Origin of the sequence: Mucilaginibacter pankratovii, from assembly GCF_014773265.1 — a bacterium.
Classification (GTDB): Bacteria; Bacteroidota; Bacteroidia; order Sphingobacteriales; family Sphingobacteriaceae; genus Mucilaginibacter; species Mucilaginibacter pankratovii.
Window position 1 is genome coordinate 163,385 of record NZ_JACWMY010000012.1, and the last position, 22,290, is coordinate 185,674.

General features: G+C 47.1%; 18 protein-coding genes. 10 read left to right on the forward strand and 8 right to left on the reverse strand.

The features are described from left to right. Window positions 1-151: 151 nt before the first annotated feature. From IDJ77_RS21760 to IDJ77_RS21770, 3 genes are all read right to left on the reverse strand, one after another. A complete protein-coding gene (locus IDJ77_RS21760; protein WP_191191089.1) occupies window positions 152-2,338 on the reverse strand; it encodes a TonB-dependent receptor in 2,187 nt (728 codons plus the stop codon). Between the two features lie 57 nt (window positions 2,339-2,395). Continuing rightward, on the reverse strand, window positions 2,396-2,710 hold the full coding sequence (locus tag IDJ77_RS21765; RefSeq protein ID WP_191191090.1) for a DUF6660 family protein: 315 nt from the start codon (window positions 2,708-2,710) through the stop codon (window positions 2,396-2,398). 237 nt (window positions 2,711-2,947) lie between these two features. Then, window positions 2,948-3,343 (reverse strand): hypothetical protein, encoded by a 396-nt coding sequence (locus IDJ77_RS21770; RefSeq protein WP_224751188.1) that lies wholly within the window; start codon window positions 3,341-3,343, stop codon window positions 2,948-2,950. Between the two features lie 101 nt (window positions 3,344-3,444). Between IDJ77_RS21770 and IDJ77_RS21775 the strand changes: the two genes are divergently transcribed. Beyond that, a complete protein-coding gene (locus IDJ77_RS21775; protein WP_191191091.1) occupies window positions 3,445-5,466 on the forward strand; it encodes a thioredoxin domain-containing protein in 2,022 nt (673 codons plus the stop codon). Window positions 5,467-5,600: 134 nt separating this feature from the next. Then, entirely contained in the window at window positions 5,601-6,101 is a 501-nt protein-coding gene (locus tag IDJ77_RS21780; RefSeq protein ID WP_191191092.1) for an FKBP-type peptidyl-prolyl cis-trans isomerase, read from the forward strand. Window positions 6,102-6,147: 46 nt separating this feature from the next. Here the strand turns inward: IDJ77_RS21780 and IDJ77_RS21785 are convergent, their stop codons facing one another. The 5 genes from IDJ77_RS21785 to IDJ77_RS21805 all read right to left on the reverse strand — a co-directional run bounded on the left by IDJ77_RS21785 (window position 6,148) and on the right by IDJ77_RS21805 (window position 11,975). Then, entirely contained in the window at window positions 6,148-6,849 is a 702-nt protein-coding gene (locus IDJ77_RS21785; protein ID WP_191191093.1) for a hypothetical protein, read from the reverse strand. Window positions 6,850-6,865: 16 nt separating this feature from the next. Beyond that, window positions 6,866-7,600: a toxin-antitoxin system YwqK family antitoxin gene (locus IDJ77_RS21790; RefSeq protein WP_191191094.1), complete on the reverse strand. Its 735-nt coding sequence runs from the start codon at window positions 7,598-7,600 to the stop codon at window positions 6,866-6,868. After that, a complete protein-coding gene (locus tag IDJ77_RS21795) occupies window positions 7,575-8,282 on the reverse strand; it encodes a toxin-antitoxin system YwqK family antitoxin (protein ID WP_191191095.1) in 708 nt (235 codons plus the stop codon). Before IDJ77_RS21795 ends, IDJ77_RS21790 begins: the two co-directional genes overlap by 26 nt. Window positions 8,283-8,312: 30 nt before the next feature. Then, on the reverse strand, window positions 8,313-8,729 hold the full coding sequence (locus IDJ77_RS21800; protein WP_191191096.1) for a PH domain-containing protein: 417 nt from the start codon (window positions 8,727-8,729) through the stop codon (window positions 8,313-8,315). Window positions 8,730-9,170: 441 nt separating this feature from the next. Continuing rightward, window positions 9,171-11,975 (reverse strand): TonB-dependent receptor, encoded by a 2,805-nt coding sequence (locus tag IDJ77_RS21805; protein WP_191191097.1) that lies wholly within the window; start codon window positions 11,973-11,975, stop codon window positions 9,171-9,173. Between the two features lie 222 nt (window positions 11,976-12,197). On the opposite strand from IDJ77_RS21805, the gene IDJ77_RS21810 reads away from it, so the two are divergent. The 8 genes from IDJ77_RS21810 (at window position 12,198) to IDJ77_RS21845 (ending at window position 22,285) form a co-directional block, all read left to right on the forward strand. Beyond that, window positions 12,198-13,271 (forward strand): fatty acid desaturase, encoded by a 1,074-nt coding sequence (locus IDJ77_RS21810; RefSeq protein ID WP_191191098.1) that lies wholly within the window; start codon window positions 12,198-12,200, stop codon window positions 13,269-13,271. A gap of 158 nt (window positions 13,272-13,429) precedes the next feature. Then, window positions 13,430-14,968 carry a TolB family protein gene (locus IDJ77_RS21815; protein ID WP_191191099.1) on the forward strand — a complete coding sequence of 513 codons (1,539 nt, stop codon included), beginning with the start codon at window positions 13,430-13,432 and terminating at the stop codon, window positions 14,966-14,968. 19 nt (window positions 14,969-14,987) lie between these two features. Next, on the forward strand, window positions 14,988-15,905 hold the full coding sequence (locus tag IDJ77_RS21820; RefSeq protein WP_191191100.1) for a TIM barrel protein: 918 nt from the start codon (window positions 14,988-14,990) through the stop codon (window positions 15,903-15,905). Between the two features lie 110 nt (window positions 15,906-16,015). Next, entirely contained in the window at window positions 16,016-16,576 is a 561-nt protein-coding gene (locus IDJ77_RS21825) for a gluconate 2-dehydrogenase subunit 3 family protein (protein WP_191191101.1), read from the forward strand. Continuing rightward, entirely contained in the window at window positions 16,576-18,285 is a 1,710-nt protein-coding gene (locus tag IDJ77_RS21830; RefSeq protein WP_191191102.1) for a GMC oxidoreductase, read from the forward strand. Before IDJ77_RS21825 ends, IDJ77_RS21830 begins: the two co-directional genes overlap by 1 nt. Before the next feature lie 199 nt (window positions 18,286-18,484). Then, the gene (locus IDJ77_RS21835) at window positions 18,485-20,164 is read left to right on the forward strand and encodes a GMC oxidoreductase (RefSeq protein WP_191191103.1); all 1,680 of its coding nucleotides are present in this window, start codon (window positions 18,485-18,487) and stop codon (window positions 20,162-20,164) included. A 17-nt stretch (window positions 20,165-20,181) separates the two neighbouring features. Further along, window positions 20,182-21,612 (forward strand): Gfo/Idh/MocA family protein, encoded by a 1,431-nt coding sequence (locus IDJ77_RS21840; protein WP_191191104.1) that lies wholly within the window; start codon window positions 20,182-20,184, stop codon window positions 21,610-21,612. 46 nt (window positions 21,613-21,658) lie between these two features. After that, entirely contained in the window at window positions 21,659-22,285 is a 627-nt protein-coding gene (locus tag IDJ77_RS21845) for a gluconate 2-dehydrogenase subunit 3 family protein (protein WP_191191105.1), read from the forward strand. Window positions 22,286-22,290: the final 5 nt, after the last annotated feature.

Consider the following 22,290-nt stretch of genomic DNA (forward strand, 5'->3'; position numbering starts at 1 on the left):
CCCCGAATACGCTACGCTGTTCGGCCCTCTCTCCTCAAGCGGAAAGAGGGCGAAGAGCCCGAATATTTTTCAAAAACCCGCTTTGCGAAGCAGAGAGGGTGGCCCAGCGGAGCGAAGGCCGGGTGAGTCCACTCGCCACCAGGTAAACGCGCTACAACCTCACCTTCACCCCACCATTCACCACAAAACCATCCAGCGGGGCATATATATCCCTAAATACCGGGTTGGTGATGCTGCCTGTGTAAATAGTATCGAACTTGGTTTGCCGGGTATCCGTCAGGTTTTCAAAATTGATGAAGAGCGAGAACCGCTCCCATATTTTCTCGGCCATCAGCCCTGTTGTCCAGTAGCTTTTGCCGGTTTTGCCATCGTTCAGCAATTGCGGACTAAAATAATAAGCCTCCAAACCTATCTTCAGTTTTTCGGGGATCTCGTACAGCAAAACATTATTCAGCCGGTGTTTTGATACCAATGGGTAAGTGCCGATGCTACTACCCGTGTGTTGGGTAACATGCGCAAAGGTATAACCCATAAAAAGCTTAAAGTTGTTATAGGTAAGCTTGATATTGGTTTCGGTGCCTTTGGTGTTGAGGTCGCCGGGGGGCTGCTGGTATTGCAGGTTACCGTTTGGCAATGCCGTAAGCAGGATAGGGTGCTCTACCCGGGTGTAAAAAAATAGCTGGTTGATGCTGAAGCTAACGCGGTTATCAAACAAACCGGTGCGGTAATTAATATCATAATTGGCACCGTAAGAACGCTCCGCCTGGGTATTGCTTACATCAATTGGCAACACGTTGCGAAACTGGATGCGTTCGGCATCTTCGGTAAAAACGTTTGGCGCTTTATAGCCCAGTCCGCCACCCAGGCGGGTAGAAACCTGCGGACTAATCTTCCACAAGCCCGAGATCCTCGGCAGGAAAAAGAAGCCATATTTATTGTGATGATCGCCCCGCAGGCCCGATTCCAGTATGAATTTATCGCTGATGTCCCAGGTGTTTTGCACAAACGCGCCTATGGTTTTATAATCATAGCTGCGCAGGGCAAAGCTGCTGGTTTTAGTTTCGCTGAAGTTATCGCTGAGGTAATTAATGCCGGCAACCCAATCCGTTTTAGCGCTTTTAAAAGTATAGTTGGCTTCGCTATAGGTCGATAGCTGTACGCCGGCAAATGTATAATCGGGCAGGTTAATGGTACGGTTAAAATAACTCACGCTATTTTTAAATTGAAGCGTTTCTTTATCGTTAAGCCTGGTACTGAGCGTTGCCTGGCTGCTGTGGCGGTTCGTTTTATTTTGTTCGAAATAGGTGTGCTGGGCATCGCCATTGCCCTCAATGTAATGGAGGTCGCCGCCTATGCGGTTTTCTATGGTGCTGTTGATGCCGATGTTGAGGTCGGTTTTATCATTCAGATACAGGAATAATTTGGGATTGAGCGTAAAGCGGTTGTATTTGGGGATAGCGGTAAGGTCGACACCGGCCGGATCGTAAGGCGAACCGTGGTTGTAAGCAGCGTAAACGGTAACACCTGTTTTTTTGAATTTTTCGGCATAGAAACCGCTCGCATCAAGCCCCCGGGCCGATGTGCCGTTCAGTAAAAAGCTGAGCTGCCGCTCTTCCGTGGGCACCTTTGATACCAGGTTAACCAGCCCGGCAATGGCACCGCCGCCGTAGAGGGTGGAGGAGGAGCCTTTGATCACTTCCACCTGTTTCAGATCAAGCGGGGCAATCTGCAGCAGGCCCAACCCACCCGAAAACCCAGAGTACAGCGGGAAACCATCGCGGATAATTTGGGTGTATTTACCATCCAGTCCCTGGATGCGGATGCTGGCATTGCCGCTGGTAGCCGATGTTTGCTGGGTTTGGATGCCGGTACTCTCGGCTAATATCATGCGGATATCGCCGGGTTTCATATTGCCTTTCTCATCAATTTCTTCCCCGGCAATTACCTCCAGGCGGGTGGGGATATTGGCAATGGTGCGGCTGCTGCGGGTGGCGCCTATCACCACTTCTTCCAGTTCTTCGCCATCGCCTTTGCCCTGGGGGTTTAGCGCGATAAGTAGCGCTCCTGTTTGTATGAGCGGAAAATCTAAAGTGTCAGCAAGTGCTTGGTAGCCAACGTAGCGGAAAGTGATAACCTGTTTCCCGTTAGGGATACCAGTTATAATAAGTAAGCCGGATGTATCGGACGATGCGCCCTTATTGCTGCCTTGCAGCAGCGCCGTAGCGCCAATAAGCGGCTGGTTAGTTTTAGCATCTTTAACAATGGCCTTAAAGGTATTTTGAGAGTAGGATATAGTAGTATATAGCAGCGCTGTTAGCAGCACAATAAGTTTTTTCATTTGAAAATGTTGGGTTAAATTAATACGATGTACGGCCTTTATGGCTTCTTTGCTGTATTAACTTAATTGCGGCGGTTGCCAGATGGAAAGTGTAACCGGCTTTAGCGCGGGTTGTTTATAGGTGGAATTGTGCTCGACTATAATTTCTGCAGCGGTGTTTTCCACGCTGATAACCCTATTAACCAGCGGGAAGCCCACGCAAGTACCGCAGGAAAAAAATGGAGAGCAGCCCTGGCAATCACTTCCCGGCTTTGCGTTGTTACCCGCAATCTCTTTTTTGGTGATGGGTTTCGCAATACAGTCGTCGGCACAGCAAGGCCTTACCGAAAGCAGCAACACATATACTGAAAAAAGTATGCAAAGGAATTTCACGGGGCAAATATAGGATTAAAAGGAAAAGAGAGCAACTTTGCACGCGGGTTGACTCACCCCGAATGCGCTACGTTGTTCGACCCTCTCTCCGCAAGCGGAAAGAGGGTGAGGAAAATAAAACCCTCTCCTTTGGAAAGAGCAGAGTTGAGGCTCTTTTCATCACCCTCTTTGCGAAGCAGAGAGGGTGGCCCAGCGGAGCGATGGCCGGGTGAGTCAACTCGCCGCTGTGATTTTTGACTACAACCTTTTCTTCACCGCCAAATAGATCACCCAACCAAAAGGCACCAGCCAAATGATATCGTTAAATACATTCACCCAAAAGAAAGCCGGCGTTAGCTTACCTATAGCAACGTAGTAAACCGAACCAATTGGCCCCAGCAGTTTACCTATCCAGCCCACCAAAATAAGTGGCCAGTAAGCGTTTGGGTCGCGGGAGGCGAAGTAGTAAGCGATGCCGTAAACACCAACCAGCATGCCCACGCAGCGGAGAATGATGAGCAGGAAATCCGTCGGCGGGTTGCCGAAGAGAAGGACCTGCGGGTAAGCCGAGATAACTAATCCCCAGAAAATATTGTACAGGGCTGCCAAAAACATGATGGTTTTGGCATATTTGAGTTTGGTGGTGTTAGTCATTTGCAATAATGCGGGCAAGTTAAACGATTGGATGGGATTGATTTGCACATTGTAAAAACAATTAAGAATTTCGCCGTTTATCCAGATACATTCTATCGTATATGAATCGCCTCGCCACCTCCACCTCCCCATATTTATTACAGCATGCCAACAATCCGGTTAACTGGTACCCCTGGGGGCCGGAGGCCTTGCATAAAGCCAAAGAAGAGAACAAACTCATATTGGTAAGCATTGGCTACTCGGCATGCCATTGGTGCCATGTAATGGAGCATGAAAGCTTTGAGGATGAGGCCGTGGCAGCTGTGATGAACGAGTATTTCGTCTGCATCAAAGTCGACCGGGAGGAACGCCCCGATGTTGACCAGATCTATATGAGTGCCATACAACTGATGAGCGGCAGGGGAGGCTGGCCGCTCAACTGCATCTGCCTGCCCGACCAGCGCCCTATCTACGGCGGCACCTACTTTCGTAAGAACGACTGGACGAGCCTGCTCTTCAACCTCGCCGATTTCTACAAAACCAAACCCGAGGAAGCCGAAGATTATGCCGTGCGCTTAACCGATGGCATTAAACAATACGAATCCGTTGCTTTTGTACACGAGAAACCCGAATACAGTAAGGCCGATTTTGAACCTATTCTAAAAACCTGGAAACGCTATTTTGATGAGGAGGAAGGTGGCTTTGGCGGCGCGCCCAAGTTTCCGATGCCGAACAATTCGCTGTTTTTAATGCGCTATGCTCATTTAACGCAGGACGATGATGTAGCGGATTTTGTAAAACTCACCCTCCACAAAATGGCCTTCGGTGGTATTTATGATCATATTGGCGGCGGCTTTGCCCGCTATGCGGTGGATGGCGTTTGGCATGTGCCGCATTTCGAGAAGATGTTGTATGATAACGGGCAACTGCTTAGTCTCTACGCAGAAGCTTACATCTGGAACCTGGATCCGCTGTATAAAACAATCGCGGCCGAGATCATCAGCTTTGTTAAACGCGAATTAACTTCACCCGAAAATGGCTTTTACTCCGCATTGGATGCCGATAGTGAAGGAAAGGAGGGTAAATTCTATATTTTTACCAAAGCCGAGCTGGAAGAAATCTTAGGCGATGAAGCGCAACTGTTCTGCATTTATTACTACGTTACCGATGCCGGCAACTGGGAAGAAGAGCATTCCAATGTTTTCTTCCGCAGGGAGGGTGACGAGGAAATGGCTGCTATTTTAGGGTTACCGGTTGATGAATTGCTGAGTCGCATCAACACTTCGCGCCAAAAGGTTTTTGATGCCCGCAGCAAACGCATCCGCCCGGGGCTGGATAATAAGATACTGGCCTCCTGGAACGGACTGATGCTGAAAGGGCTTTGCGATGCCTATCGCGCCTTTGATGATCCGGCGTATTTGGAGCTGGCTTTGAAGAATGCAGATTTCCTCAATAGCAACATGCTCTCGGGTGATAAACTGCTGCGCATTTTTAAAGAACCCGTACTGCTGCCCAACGGCGACCATGAACCCATCGCCACCTTTTTAGATGATTACGCCAATATTGTTGATGCCTTTATTGCCCTGTACGAAGTTACTTTCGATGAGGATTGGCTCATTCGTGCCAAAGGCATTGCCGATTACGCCATCCTGCATTATTACGATAAGCATACGGGCATGTTCTATTACACCGCCGATGACGACCAGCATCTCATCGCCCGTAAATCGGAAATTATGGATGGGGTGATCCCCGCTTCGAATTCGGTGATGGCGCGCAACCTTAAAAAGCTGGGCCTGTTCTTCGATCAGGAAGAATATCATGAGATAGCGGCACAGATGCTGCGAAATATTGCGCCGCATTTGGCCAAATACAGCACCGCCTACAGCAACTGGACAGCCCTTTTGCTTGATGAGATATTTGGCACCTATGAAGTTGCCATCACCGGCGATAATTACGAAAGCCTGCGTAAAGAAGTGGAACAAAATTACATCCCCAATAAAATAATATTGGGCGGTAAAAAAGGAACATTACCTTTGCTGACGGATAAGTTTGAAAGCAATACCCGCATCTATATCTGTAAGGATAAAACCTGCAGCCTGCCGGTGGATAATACGGCGGATGCTTTAAAACAAATAAATAACTGATTCCTTTATATAAAAGCTGAAAGCTAAAAGACTAAAGCAGAAAGCAAAGAATAAAGCTGAAAATAACGAGATTAAAGCTAAGAGAAATCTTTGAGCTTTAGACTTTCAGCTTTTAACTTATAACAATCATCATAATGAAAATTGAACCACAACACGTAGTATCATTAACATACGATTTGTATGTTAAACAAGAAGATGGCAGCGAAGGGCTGGCAGAAAGCGCAACCCAGGAGCAGCCACTAACTTTTTTGTTTGGCGCGGGCCAAATGATACCAAAATTTGAAGAAAACTTAAGCACCTTGTCGACAGGTGATACGTATGATTTTCGTATAGCCGCAGCAGAAGGCTACGGCGAATTTGACGAAGAAGCAGTAGCTAATTTGCCAAAAGAAATGTTCCAGGGTGCCGAAGTGCCGCAAATTGGTGAGGTATTGCCTTTGCAGGATAATAATGGTAACCGTTTCCAGGGCCAGGTAGTATCGGTTACCGAAGATTCGGTAATTGTAGATCTTAACCACCCGATGGCCGGCCAGGAACTGCACTTTAAAGGCGAGATCTTAAACGTTCGCCCGGCCACGCCCGAAGAGCTTTCTCACGGCCATGCACATGGCCCGGATGGCCATCATCACCACTAAAAAGTTTAAAGCCAAAGGCGCGTTGTATTATATACGGCGCGCCTTTTTATTTTTTCCAGGGAAAATCCAGGTGGCCCCTGTCGGTGATACGCGCACGGATGATAATGCGGCAGGCTACCGGTTCGCCGTTCAGCTTAGCGGGGATAAAAATCATGTCCTCTTCATTAGGTAAATGCACATTCATATTTATCGTCCGCTGGTAATCCGCCCCTGTAATATTAACTTTATAATACGCCAGCCTGCCCAGCGGGCTTATTAATAATTCCACCGTCGCTATGTACCGAAACCGGTCGATATCCGTAATATCCCTGGGTAAGGTGAATAACTGCAGGTAGGGCAGATAACCATAATACCTGCCGCCAACTTTTATGGGTTTGGTTACCACATCGGTGCTGTCTATATCTATATCGGCAAAGTATCTCAGGTTTGATGCCGCTGTTTCCGGCGCTTCATAACTTACCTTATGTGTATCGTAGTTATAGGTTTGCATTAACCTGCCGGCGGCATCAAAAAAGCGCCAGATACCGGTTTTTACATCGTTGTTAAAAGCACCCACGGCCACTGGTATCTCTCCCTGGTAAATGGCCTGGTATTGCCCCTGTTTAATATACTTATTGCTTTTTAAAACGGTGTATACCTCCTTTACCGAATCGGTAAGGCGGTTTGTTTTTTTAGAAGTTTCCTGCTGCCCCTTTGCTTTTGCCACGGCAAACAAACAGGCGATAATTAATAGGTAGTTCTTTAGCATTGTTATAAATTCTCTTTCAATAAAAATCCAGGTGTCCTTTTTCGGTTATATATGCGCGGATGATGATACGGCAGGAAACCGGTTCGCCGTTAAGTGTAGCAGGTGTAAACACCCTGTCTTCTTCGTCGGGCAGGTTCGTATTCATCTTTATCACGTTGTCTTGTGCGCCATTATTGATGTGTACCTTATAATCTGCCAGCCGTCCGCCCGGACTTATCAACAGTTCTACCGTGGTTTTAACCTCGTTAAGTTCAACTTCGGGGTGGTCTTTATAAGCGTCGGGGAGGTTAAATAGCTGCAGATAGTTTAAATAACCAAAATACCGGCCGCCGGTTTTAATGGGTTTGGTAGCCTTATCCCCCGGCCGCAGATCCTTATCCAGGAGGTAACGCATATTGGATGTGGTATCCTCGGGCGCCTCGAAACTGGCAAGGCGGGTACTGTAATCATATGTTTGCATTAGTTTGCCTTTGGGATTATAAAAACGCCATACGCCCACTTTCTTGTCATTCTCGTACATTCCTGTTGCTACCGGTTGAAAGTGTTGAAACAACGCCTGGTACAGCCCATGCCTAACATATTTGTTGGTCTTTAAAACATGGTATACTTCGCTTACCGAATCTGTTAGCAGGTTTGTTTTCTCGCGGGTTGGCTGCGCATGGCATACCTGCACAATAAACAAGCAAGTAATAATTATGCTGCTCCTTCTCAGCAAAGCCTTCACGTTATTCATAATCCAAGTGGTTGTCATCAGTTATATAAGCTTTGATCAATATCCTGGATGTAACAGGTTCGCCGTTTACGGTGGCGGGAGTGAAGATTACGTCTGCCGGGTCGGGTAAATTGGGGTTCATGTTAAAAGCCTTTAAAAGTCTTCTATCTATGTTTAAAGAGATCTTATAATCTGCCAGCCTGCCGCCGGGGCTCACCAATAACTCTACAAGTACCTCTATGTAATCTTTATTTGCCTGTATCATAGCGTACATTTTGTTCGGTACATCAAATAAGCGTAAATACGGGATATAACCATAATAAGTGCCGCCAAGCTTTACGGGCAGGGTTACTTTATCGGCAGGCGTTATTTTTTTGTCGACCACGTAATGAAGGTAGGTTGTGGTATCTGCCGGGGCCAAAAACTCAAAAGCTTTGGTAGTATAGTTATAGGTTTGCAGCTGCTCGCCTTTTTCGTTATAAAAATGCCAAAGGCCGGTTTTAATATTGTTGGCGTAATCGCCCTCGGCTACAGGTTTTTTTTTGAGGAAGAGAGCCCGGTACGGGCCATGCTTAATATTTTTATCGGTTTTAAGCACCGTGTATGCTTCGTATACCGAATCGGTAAGCCACCTGCTTTTTCGTGTAGTTTCCTGTGCTTGTGCCAAGCAACTGTTTGTAAAAAATATCCCTGCTATACAAAGGATAATGTTCTTCAGCATATGTAATTCTCCTGGTTCAGGCTATCGGTATTATTGGTACCGGATATCCGGGTTTATCTTTTGTAACTCAGCCACAAATTCGGCTATGTTCTTCGGCGAGATCACCACCGAATCGAATTTGTTATAAAATATCTCTATCCTGTCGGTAGATAAGGCCGGGGCGCTTAATACGGTCCGCGTGTTTTCAACTTTAATTATACTGCCGATAGGCAGTTTGGTATTAAAGAACATGCCGCATTTTACCCTCAGCGTACCCGTGTTGCTTATAGCATAATAAGTATTGAAGAACACTGGGAGAAACATTGCCGACACGACCACCAACACCAAAACCGCGCCGATATACCTCCCGCCGGCGATGTAGCCAGCCTCAACAATAATTAAAATAATCAGGGGTATATAAATAACAAATCCCCGTTTAGACGGGAATTTTCGCTCATGGTTTAACATGGGCTAAAAATAGCAAAAAACGGGTTTGTCATTGCAATGGTTTTTACTCATCATAACAATATACTTTCCCCGGCTACGGTGTCTTCACCGTAGCTCCCGGATAGTTTTAAGTTCCCACAGGACCCGTTTCAATGAGACCCCGCAGAGGCACCGGACGGTCGCGTTTCTTGGAAACGGCGGTGAGGACACCGCCTTAGAGAGAGGCATAGTTTTGTTCCTATCGCTCGTATATTTGACTCACCCCGAATGCGCTTCGCTGTTCGACCCTCTCTGCTTCGCAAAGAGGGTGAGGAAAGAAGAAAAAAACAAACTGACACTAAACCCTCTTTGCGAAGCAGAGAGGGTGGTCGAGCGTAGCAAAGACCGGGTGAGTCGACTCGCGACGCGGATTTGCCGCCACGTTTCGAACATGCAAATTTCAACCATTGGTAATTGTTAGGATTACTCCGGCCTGCCGCCACCTCCTCCAAAACCACCGCCACCTTCGCCACCACCGCGCCTGCCGCCACCACCGCCATTACGGCCGCCTTGTTTTCCGGCAAATTTTTGCAGGCGCAGGGCAAACGTCAGCATAAAGTAGCGGCCCAAACGGTTGGTACGGGTATCTATGATCTGGCTGCCACTTACGCTGCGTGTTACGCCGGTATTTTGGTTGAACAGGTCAAACGCCTGGAAACGCAGTGCGCCGATATTGCCTTTTAAAAACTGGTATTCTACATAAGTGCTTAGCAGGGTAGGGTTGGCCTTAACCGTGCTGCTGAAACCATGGTTGAAGGTTTGGGTGAGGTTGTAACCCAGTATCCAGTTCTTAAAAAAGTAATTGCGGCCATCCAGCCCCAGTGTCCATGTTTTGGCATCAGTGCTGATGGATGATGGCAGGCTATAGTTGGTAGTATTAATGCTGTAATTGCCGCTTACTTGGGTATCCATCAGGCTGTCTATATCAATACGCACTTTGGCGCCCTGGTTAAACACCCAATTTTTGCCTATGTTACGCTCATCCTCAATAAAGCTGATGTTGTTGTTAAAGCTGGCACCGCCGTTCAGCGTAACCGTGAATTTGCGGTTGGCAAAGGGTTTGGAGTAAGCATAATTACCGCTGGCCGAGTAAAAGCCATCGGTATTTAAGTAACGGGTTTCCTGCACGGTATTGTTGCGGCCGGTGGTGGTAGTAGTGCTTACGGTAATGGGTTTGCTGTTGGTCACAATTTTATCCTGTGTAGAATTGAATGATAAATTGGTGAACAGCGAGTTGCCGCTGGCGATATCAAATTGGTTGTAGCGCAGGCTGATGTTATTGCTGAATTCAGGTTTCAGATCGGGATTACCATAAATGCGGTTTTGTGGGTTGCTGAAATCGGGCTGTAACTGCAGTTGTGTAAAGCTTGGCTGATTGTTGCTGCCGGTATAATTAATGGCCAGTGAATGGTTTCGCTGAAAATTGTAGATGAACCTGGCCGTTGGGATGTAATTAAAAGTATGGGTAGAGGTGCTGAAATTATGCGATTCGCCATTAAGCGAGGCTGGCTGCACAGCCAGGCCCAAAGTATAATTATACTTGGTTTTTACACCGCGCAGGTTCAGCCCAAACTTATCGGTAATAAACTGGTAGTTATATAAGGTGCTCAGCGAGTCTACGTACGTTTGCGTGCCGGTAAGCGGGTCGATGTTATAGTTAGCGCGGTTATTGTCGGTATTGCTGTAGCTATGATTGTAATTAGCTTCCAGGAAATTGCCCTTGCCCAATGGTTCGGTGTAGGATAGGGCGATGTTGTACTTGTTAGAACTGTTGTTGGTATTGATCTGCTGAAAAAGGGGTGTAACCACCCCGGCCTGCTCGGTAGTATATTGGTCGTTCAGATCCTGCGTGTTTTTGGAATAGTTGAGGCTGGTATTGATGCTGAAGTTGCGCCCTATTTTACGGAACTTATGGTTATACAGTATGCTGATGCCGCCGCTGGGCGCGGTGGAGTTGGTTAATGCCAGTTCATTCCCGTTAACAAGCGTTTGATTGCGCGTATTGCTAAAAGCATCGGTGGTGTTATCGTTGGATGAATTGTAGCTGAAGTTTGGGTTTATCTTCAGATAGTTCAGGGTATCAATACGGTATTCAATATTAAAATCAATACGATGGTTAAGGTTATGTGTTTTACTTACGCTGTTATCGTTGCTTAATATGGTGCCCGACTGAAAAAGATTTTGCGTTTGCGAGGTAGTAGTGCCCAGCTTATCCCTATCGGCAAAGCTGTAGCTGCCATAAGCGCTTATTTTTTTGCCCCACTCGTTGCGGTAGTTAAACCCAAGCGAGCGGTTGGTGGTGATGCCATTGGCCGTACTTACGCCCCCGCTTGCTGCTGCCCCGCCACCACGCCCGGCCCGGCCACCACCGCCACCACCTGCACCCAGGTTAAAGGCGTTGGCATTTGTATTATTAATGGTGCCGATGAGCGACAATTGTTCATCTTCTTTAAATGCGTTAACCGATACGCGTGCCAGGTACCTGTCATCGTTACCTGCCCCTACGGTGCCCTGCCCAAATTTGCCGGTGCGTTTGCCTTTTTGGATGGTGATATTCAGGATCTTCTCCGGGTCGCCCGTTTTGATGCCGGTAAGGTTGGCCTGGTCACCGTAATCATCTATTACCTGTATGTTCTCTACAATATCGGCAGGTAGGTTTTGGGTAGCAGTTTGTACATCGCCGCTAAAGTAATTTTTGCCGTTTACACGTACCTTGGTTATCTGCTTGCCCTGCGCGGTTACGTTGCCATCCTTATCTACCGATACGCCGGGTAACTTTTTTAGCAGGTCTTCTACCGGCGAGCCTGCGCGTACCGGGTAGGCCGCAGCTTTATATTCTATGGTATCTTCTTTTACAACTATAGGGACCACAGCCGCCGTGATATTTACCTGCCCCAGCATATTGGTTTGTACGGTAAGCTTAATCGGATCGAGCTTAATAGCGGTTTTGGCATCGTCCATTACATAGCGCCGGCTAAAGGCCTGGTAGCCCAGCCCCGATATGGTAAGTTTAAAATTTTTGGAAAATACGGCACCAAAGGCGAAGCCGCCTTTAGCATCGCTGGCTACCACCATGCTGTCTTTATCCGAGGTGAGTTTCACTGTCATACCCGGCACGGCCCCCAGGCTATCTATTAATGTACCGCTTACAGCACGTGGCGGCTGCTGGGCAAAAGCTTTTGAGAAAAGCGTAAATGAGAGCACAAAAAGGAGGGCTTGTTTTGTCATGGTAGTGGATTAACTTACCTTATGACCAGGAAAGTATAAAAAAGGTTAATTGTAATGCCAATGTCATACAAATGTTGCAATAACTCAGCGATTTAACTGCGAATTTAATTACTTATTAATTTTATTAACTCTTTTCTTTGGGAATTGCCAATTTGTTTGCCTATCTTTAGTCCCAAACCTTAAAATTAGAAAACTAGATTATTAACAAATCATCCAATCCTAATGGCATTTATACACGATGTATTAGAACAACCTTCCTACGGCTGGAAGGACGAAAATGGCAACCTTTCGAAACCTACTCCGGGCCAGATCTTCAAAGAATTTTTTTCGAGGCTTAACATCTTCAAAACCAAAAAGAACTGGCTTTCTTTTATGAGCTGGATGATGGTTTTAACACTGTCGGTATTCCTGATGTTCTTTATATTTAAATACTTCTCCATTCAGTTGCTTATTGTCGCCGCTGTATACAGCATGGTAGTAATGGGTACCCATGGCACCATCTGGTATCACAGGTACTGCACCCACGGCGCGTATAAGTTTAAAAATAATTTCTGGCGCTTCTTTACACAAAATCTTACCCTGAAGATCATTCCTGAGGAGATCTATGCGATATCGCACCACGTGCACCATGCGTTATCAGATCAGCCGGGCGATCCGTACAACGCGCAGGGCGGTTTCCTGTACTGCTTTTTGGCCGATGCAAATCATCAGCCCATCAACCGTAACATGAACGAGAAGGAGTATGCACGCTGTGTTACTTTAATGAAACATACCGGCGTATCGGTAAATACTTATGCGCAATACCAAAAATGGGGTTCTGTTGCCAATCCTTTTCACGCCGTAGTAGGTGTTATAGCCAACTGGGCGTTTTGGTTCACGATGTTTTATTTAATTGGTGGTGTAGCTTTAGGCTGCGCGATCTTCGGAGCCGCAGGCTTTTGGGCTGTAGGCGTACGTACGTTTAATTACGAAGGCCACGGCAAAGGCGAAGACAAACGTCGCGACGGCGTAGACCATAACCGCAAGGATATGTCTGTTAACCAGCTATGGCCGGGCTACGTGGCCGGCGAATGGCACAACAACCACCACCTTTTCCCAAAAAGCGCCCGCTCGGGCTTTAAGCCGCACCAGGTTGATACTGCGTTCCTTTATATTAAATTCATGAGCCTGATAGGCGCAGTGAGCCAGTATAAAGATTCGAAAGAACAATTTTTAAAAGAATATGTAAGGCCTGCACTTAAAGCCGAGCCTGTTTATTGCCCAAAAACCGGCAAGCAGATATTCGCTACAGATTAAGTTTAACAAAACATGGTATTATTTTAACCATGTAACATAAAAAGTACACATAGGGGCGCTAAAACGCCCCTTTTTTATTTAAAAGCAATTTTTAACCTGTGATTTTTACAAATGAATATATAACTTAGTAAACCAATTATAGCTAACCTTTAAATCTGATGTATAAGAAACTAACGCGTTTTTTTACCGTCGTGCTGGCAGCTATGCTGTTTGCCGGTAATGGTTACTCACAAACACAATCCACAGGTATTTTTGATGGCCACAGCGATGTTGGCCCGGTTAAAAACAAAGGCGACGTTAGATACGATGCTAAAGATCAGCAGTACGAGGTAAGCGGTGCAGGCACCAATATCTGGGCCAATACCGATGAGTTCCATTTTGTGTGGAAAAAGGTAAAAGGCGATTTTATCCTCCGCACCAACGCGGCTTTTATAGGCAAAGGCACCGAACTGCATCGCAAATGGGGCTTTATGGTGCGCAAATCCTTAGATGGTAATAGTGCCCATATAAACGCCGTTGTACATGGCGACGGGCTTACCTCGCTGCAATACCGCAAAACAACCGGCGCGGTTACCGAAGAACAAAAATCAACACAAACCTTCGCGGATGTAATTCAACTCGAACGCAGGGGCAATACCTTTACCATGTCGGTTGCGCACAAAGGCGATGTATTTGGCCCGGAAGAAAAGCTGGACCTTGACCTGGGCGAAGAAGTGTACGTAGGTATCTTTGTTTGTTCGCACAATGCGGATGTGGTGGAGAAAGCCGTGTTTAGCAACGTTCGCATTGTGAGCCCGGCACCGGCCGACCTGGTTCCGTATAAAAAATACCTTGGCAGCGCTATCGAACTGCTGGATATGAACAGCCAGAACAGCCGCGTGGTTTACCAATCGCCGAAATCTTTACAGGCGCCAAACTGGACTAACGACGGTAAATCCTTAATTTACAACAGCGACGGAACCCTTTACAATTTTAATATTGCTAAAAGCACCCCGGTTGCTTTAAATACAGGAGCGGCCAAAAATAACAATAACGACCACGTAATATCCTTCGATGGAAAAATGCTTACCATCAGCAGCGGCGATGGCGGGCCATCTATTGGCTATACCGTACCCATAGCGGGCGGAGAGGCTAAGGCCGTTACCAAAAAAGGTGTTGGCGCAAGCTATATGCACGGCTGGTCGCCGGATGGTAAGTTCCTGGTATTTTGCGGTGAACGCGGAGGAGAGTACGATGTTTACCGCATTCCGTCAAGCGGTGGCCCCGAAGAAAGATTGACTACCACAAAAGGCCTGGATGATGGACCGGAATACACGCCGGATGGCAAATACATCTACTTTAATTCGGTACGCAGTGGTTTGATGCAGGTTTGGCGCATGGATGCCGATGGTACCAATCAAACACAGATCACCAATGATGATTATAACAACTGGTTCCCGCATATTTCGCCCGATGGCAAGTGGATAGTATACATCACCTTCCTCAAAAGCGAAGTTGCCCCCGGCGACCACCCTTTTTACAAACACGTTTACATTCGCGTAATGCCTGCCGCGGGCGGCCCATCCAAAGTGGTGGCCTACTTATATGGCGGGCAGGGTACTATCAATACGCCATCATGGTCGCCGGATAGTAAGCATATTGCCTTTGTGAGCAATTCAGACCTGTTATTTCCTGTATTCCCAATAGCAAAAAATTAGCAACTAAAATCTCAAAATAATGAATTCATCCCGCAGAAGTTTCTTAAAAAACAGCGCCATGGCCGTAACTGCCGCGGCTTTATTGCCTGATAACCTGTTAGCCGCGCCGAAAAAGATCCAGCGTGTAGGCTTGCAGCTGTACTCGGTACGCGACGCCATGAAGGTAGACCCTGCCGGGGTTTTAAAAAAACTGGCTGATATGGGTTATGTATATGTAGAACATGCTGACTATAGAAACCGCAAATTTTACGGCTACACCGCCAAGGAATTTAGAAAAGTACTGGACGACCTTAGCCTGGTAATGCCAAGCGGCCACACCGTAATGACCACCCAGCACTGGGACGCTGCCAAAAATGACTTTACTGATGCCTGGAAATGGACCGTAGAAGATGCTGCCGTTTTAGGCCAGAAATATGTGATAAGCCCGTGGATGGATACCGCCGTGCGTACCGATAAAAGCGCCCTTGACCGTACTATGGAGCAATTCAACAAAAGTGGCGAGTTGTGCCAGAAATTGGGGATGAAGTTTGGCTATCACAACCACGATTTTGAATTTACCACAATGGTAGGGGATATGCGCCTGTTCGATTACATTATGCAGCATACAGATCAGGCCCTGGTTGCCCAGCAATTGGATATTGGTAACATGTATGGCCGCGAAAATGATGCTATCTCCATCATCAAAAAATATCCTGGCCGTTTTGAATCGATGCACGTAAAAGACGAAATAAAAAGCGCCGAGCACCCTAACGAAGGCACCGGCTACGAAAGCTGCGTGCTTGGCCTCGGTGTATTACCGGTTAAAGAAGTGCTGAAAGAAGCTAAAAAAATAGGTGGCACGTCGTTACTCATCATCGAACAGGAGTCGTACCAGGGTGTAGATCCGCTCGACTCTGTAAAAATTGATTTACAAACCATGAAAAAATGGGGTTATTAATGCTTTAAAGCATACCTTTCAGCTTCGTTAACTAATAGCGGGATATTGTTTGAGCACAATATCCCGTTATGTATGCATAAACTAAATCATTCAGAACTTTGAACTATCAAATGAACAGGCGGATAGCGATCCGTAACATGGCTTTGATCCTGGGCAGTGCGGCTGTTTTGCCATCCTGCCTTAACGATAATAAAGGAAAATCTGTTATTGAGCTAAAGCACCTTAAGCTTGATGCCGAACAGGAAACCCTGGTAAACGACCTTACCGAAACCATTCTCCCCAAAACTAATACCCCCGGCGCCAAAGATCTTGGCATCAATCTCTTCGTTTTTAAAATGATAGACGACTGCTACGATGAAAAAGGGCAGGGTGATTTTATGGCCGGCTTAAAGGAATTTAGCGAGGCTGTTGATAAAAAACATGGAAAATCTTTCAGCGAACTTACCGCAGCAGAGCGCACCGCTTTTGTGAACGATATAGAAAAACAAAGTAAAGACCCTAACAATAAAGATAAGGACAGCAAAGCCTTTGGCTTTTATTGGACGGTAAAGGGGCAAACGGTATTTGGGTATACCACCTCTAAATACTTCATGACCGAGAAAATAGTTTATGAATTGGTGCCGGGCAGGTATAATGCTATGTTCCCGGTTAAAAAGAAGGCTACAGCATAATGGCTAATTTAAATATAGATAGTGTTAAAGACCGTACGTTTGATGCCATTGTAATAGGCTCGGGCATGAGCGGGGGCTGGGCAGCCAAAGAACTGGGTGATAAAGGCCTTAAAACTTTGGTATTGGAGCGCGGCCGCGATGTAAAACACAATAAAGATTACCCCACCACCAATATGTACCCCTGGGAGTTTGCGCACCATGGCCAGGTAACTGCCGAAATTCGCGAAGCAAACCCTATTGTAAATCGCTGCTACGCCTTTGGCGAGGATGCCATGCACTTTTTTGTGAAGGATAAGGAGCACCCTTACGTACAGGAAAAACCGTTCGATTGGATCCGCGGATACCAGGTTGGCGGTAAATCGCTGCTGTGGGCAAGGCAAACGCAGCGCTGGAGCGATTTTGATTTTGATGGCCCTGCACGCGATGGTTTCGCGGTAGATTGGCCCATCCGGTATAAAGATATTGCCCCATGGTACAGCCATGTAGAAAAATTCGCGGGTATCTCCGGCAACCTGGATGGCATAGCGGAGCTGCCCGATGGCGAGTTTTTACCCGCCTTCCCGTTAAATGCGGTGGAGCAGCGCTTTAGCAAACACGTAAAACAGCATTATCAAAACAGGCACGTCATCAGCGCGCGTTGCGCTCACTTGTCAAAACCCAACCAGATCCATTTTGATCAGGGAAGGGTGCAGTGCCAAAAACGTACCCTTTGCCAGCGTGGCTGCCCGTTCGGCGGTTACTTTAGCGCCAATTCATCTACTATTCCGTGGGCGCTAAGATCAGGCCATGTAACCTTAAGGCCGTTCTCGGTGGTAGAGTCTATTATGTACGATGAAAAACTGGGCAAGGCAACCGGCGTGCGTGTTATCGATACCAATACCAAAGAAGCTATAGAATATTATGCCGATGTGATCTTCCTCAACGCGGCAGCATTAAATAGTAACCTGGTGTTACTAAACTCCACCTCGAACCGTTTCCCTGATGGGTTGGGCAACGATAGCGGTACACTGGGTAAATACGTGGCCTTCCACAATTATTCGGCACATATAAATGCCGAGTGGGATGGTGATAAAGAATGGACAACCGATGGCCGTAACCCGGCAGGCGGCGGCTACATCCCGCGTTTCCGCAACGTTTACAAACAGGAAACTGACTTTTTACGCGGCTACGCGGCAGGCTTTAGCGCCTATCGCTACCGCGAAACCAGCAGCGACGGCGTTGGCGAGGATCTGAAAAAGAATTTAGTAAACGATACCCTCAGCGGCTGGAAGGTGGGCTCGCATATGATGGGCGAAACCATCCCGAAGGAAAGCAATTATGTAGCTTTGGATAAGAGTCAGAAAGACCAATGGGGGATCCCGCTGCTGAAGATCTCGGTTGACTATGACGACAACGACGCCAAAATGAAGAAGGATTACGTGGAGCAGATGACAGAAATGTTCACCTCCGCCGGATTCACAAACATTAAGGCATCAACAGATAACCGGGCACCGGGCCTGGATATCCACGAAATGGGTGGCGTGCGCATGGGTAACGATCCAAAAACATCGATGCTTGATAAATGGCACCGCCTGCACGCCTGCCAAAATGTATACGTAACCGATGGCGCCAGCATGACCTCAACGTCATGCCAAAATCCATCGTTAACCTACATGGCCTTTGCGGCACGTGCGGTAGACCATGCGGTGAGTGAATCTAAAAAAGGTTAGCAGTTTGCGGTGGGCAGTTTGCAGCGGAATGAAGGTTTTAACCGTTCAGTATAAACCGCCAATTGCGAACCATAAAAAGAACTGCAAACTGGAGATTGTGTATAAAAAACACAATGAAAAAATATTTGAAAAATAATTATTATGCCTACATTAGGCGAGGTAACCAATACTAAACAAATTTATTTAACGCAGTAATATTATGTCTACAAACACTTATGACGCTATAGTCATTGGTTCAGGGATATCTGGCGGCTGGGCTGCAAAGGAACTGAGCGAGAAGGGATTAAAAACCATCATGTTAGAGCGCGGTAGAAATATCGAGCACATTAAAGATTATGTGAACGCCAACAAAGGGCCCTGGGAGTTCCCGCATCGTGGTGGCCGTACCCAAAAAATGATAGAGGATTACCCGGTTTTAAAGCGGGATTATCCTCTGAATGAAACAAACTTAGATTACTGGGTTGACGAAAAAGAAAGTCCGTATACCGAAATTAAACGTTTCGACTGGTTCCGTGGGTACCATGTGGGTGGCCGCTCGCTCATGTGGGGCCGTCAATCGTACCGCTGGCACGAAACCGATTTTGAAGCAAATGCTAAAGATGGCGTTGGTGTAGACTGGCCTATCCGTTATAAAGACCTGGAGAAATGGTATAGCTATGCAGAGAAATTTGCAGGTATATCTGGTAACCGCGATGGCGTACCCATCCTTCCGGATGGCGATTTTATGCCGCCAATGGATATGAACGTTGTAGAAAAGGATGTTCAGAAACGTTTTAAAGATTTTTATAAAGATTCTCGCCACTTTGTTATTGGCCGTACAGCTAATATTACTGTGCCGCATAACAACCGTACCAACTGCCAGTACCGCAATAAATGCTGGTTAGGTTGTCCGTTTGGCGCGTATTTCAGCACCCAGTCGGCCACATTGCCGGCAGCTATGGCAACCGGTAACTTAACCGTTCGCCCATGGTCTATCGTAACCCGTATCCTTTACGATAAGGATACCAAGAAAGCAAAAGGCGTAGAGATAATCGATGCCGAAACCAACAAAACTTACGAATTCTACGCAAAAATTGTATTTGTTAATGCATCAGCATTAAACAGTGCCTGGGTGTTAATGAATTCGGCAACGGATGTATGGGAAGGCGGCTTAGGCAGCAGCAGCGGCGAGCTTGGCCACAACGTAATGGATCACCACTTAGGTGTTGGTGCAGGCGGCAGGATAGAAGGCTTTGAAGATAAATACTACTTTGGCCGCAGGGCAAATGGTATCTATATACCACGTTACCGCAATTTAAATGGCGAAAAACGCGATTATATTCGTGGCTTTGGTTACCAGGGTGGCGGCAGCCGCAGCAACTGGAGTCGCGACATCGCCGAAATGAACATTGGCGGAGCGTTTAAAGATGCCTTATCAGAACCGGGTAACTGGAGTTTTGGTATGGGCGGCTTCGGCGAAACCCTGCCATATCACGAGAATAAGATCACATTGGATAAAACCAGGAAAGATAAATGGGGCCTTCCGATCTTAGCATTCGACGTTGAGGTAAAAGACAACGAGAAGAAAATGCGTGTAGACATGATGAACGATGCGGTAGAAATGCTGACCAACGCAGGTGTAAAAGACGTAAAAGGCTACACTACCGACGGTGTACTTGGTCGTGGTATCCACGAGATGGGCACCGCACGTATGGGGCGCGATCCGAAAACATCGGTATTGAACGAGTGGAACCAGGTTTGGGATGCCAAAAACGTATTTGTTACGGATGGTGCAGCCATGACCTCGGCCGCTTGCCAAAACCCTTCGCTTACGTATATGGCGCTTACTGCACGTGCAGCAAACTACGCGGTAGATCAACTGAAAAAAGGCACTCTTTAATCAATAAAGCTATCAAAATGACTGAGAAGAAAGAAGAAACCCCCGCTGCCGGAGCATCCAGGCGGGATTTTATCAAGAATACCTCCCTGGCGGCAGCCGGTTTCATGATCGTTCCCCGCTTTGTTTTGGGCGGTAAAGGTTATACCGCGCCAAGTGATATGCTGAATGTTGCAGGCGTAGGTGCAGGCGGTAAAGGCGAAAGTGATATTGCCAACTTTGCCAAAAGCGGTAAAGCAAACATAGCTTACCTCTGCGATGTAGACGACCGCCGCGCGGCAAACTCTGTAAAGAAGTTCCCGAAAGCAAAATATTATAAAGACTGGCGCGAGATGCTGGATAAGGAAGCAAAAAATATCGATGCGGTGTCTGTTTCCACGCCAGATCATAACCACGCCATTGTAGCCCTTGGCGCCATGCAATTGGGCAAACACGTTTACGTGCAAAAACCTTTAACACATGATATTTGGGAAGCACGCGAGCTTACCGCCGCTGCAAAAAAATATAAGGTAGTTACCCAAATGGGCAACCAGGGTGCATCAAACGATGGAACCCGCCAGTTGGCCGAATGGTATAACGCGGGCCTCATAGGCGATGTGCATACCGTTTACGCCTGGACAAACCGCCCGGTATGGCCGCAGGGCATCCAATGGCCGGCCGGCAAGGCCGAAGTGCCGAAAGAGCTTGACTGGAATCTGTGGCTGGGTACAGCGCCTTATAAAGACTATGTAGATAAACTGGTGCCGTTTAACTGGCGCGGATGGTGGGATTACGGTACCGGCGCCCTGGGCGATATGGGCTGCCACCTGGTAGAAGCGCCTTTCCGTGTACTTGGTTTAGAGTATGTAAAAGATGTACAGGCCAGCGTAGGTACTGTTTATGTGGATGAGTTTAAACGTGGCCGTTTCCCTGAGAGCTGCCCGCCATCGAGCCACATTACCTTAACTTTCCCTAAAACAAAGAAAACCAAAGGCGATGTAACCGTACACTGGATGGATGGCGGTATCCAACCCGAACGCCCTGAAGAGCTTGGCCCGGATGAAAAATTCGGCGACGATGGCAACGGGACATTATTCATCGGTACAAAAGGTAAAATGATTGCCAGCACCTATAGTTCAAATCCGCTGTTGCTGCCAACATCGCGCACAAAAGAGGTTGACGTAAAACAAACCTACGCCCGTGTAGAAGGGCAGTCGGAAGGCCACTACAAACAATGGGTAGAAGCTTGTTTGGCAGGTTACGGTAAAATGGAAGTAAGTTCTCCGTTTGAAACCGCCGGCCCGCTTACCGAAGCATTACTGATGGCAAACCTCGCTGTTCGCGGGCACGATATTGTGCCTAAGGGCCGCCCGGAAAGCATAAAACTGCTTTGGGATAACAACGCTATGAAGGTTACCAACTTTGATGAGGTTAACCAGTTTGTAAAACGCGAATACCGTAAAGGCTGGTAGTCAGTCGCACTAAATCAATAATCATTAATTCAAAATATTAAACAAAATGAACAGAAGAGACGCATTAGGCCGGGTAGGTTTGATCCTTGGAGGAACCATCATTGGCGCTGAGTTCTTTATATCGGGGTGTAAATCGGGCAGTTCGGTAAATACCGACGACCTTGCTACCCCGGAAACAACGGCATTTTTAGATGAGGTTGGCGAAACCATTCTGCCGGAAACCAGCACCCCGGGCGCTAAGGCAGCCAAGGTAGGTGCCTTTATGGCCATAATGGTAAAAGATTGCTACACCGAAGCCGATCAGAAGGTATTTAAGGAAGGTATCTCTAAACTGGATGAGGCAAGCAGCAAAAAATTCAGCAAGAAGTTTATGGAGGCAACTCCGGCGCAACGCACCGAACTTTTAACCGAACTGGATAAAGAGGCAAAAGAGTACGCCACCAAAAGAAGTGCGGACGCCGATGCCGACAAGATCAAGCACAAAGACGAGAAGGACTACAAAGCGCCGGATGTACCAAACCACTACTTCACCATGATGAAACAATTAACCCTGCTGGGTTACTTCACATCAGAAGTAGGTGCTACTAAAGCACTGCGTTACGTACCGGTACCTGGAAAATACGATGGCAATTTCCCTTACAAAAAAGGAGACCGCGCCTGGGCACTATCATAAGATGC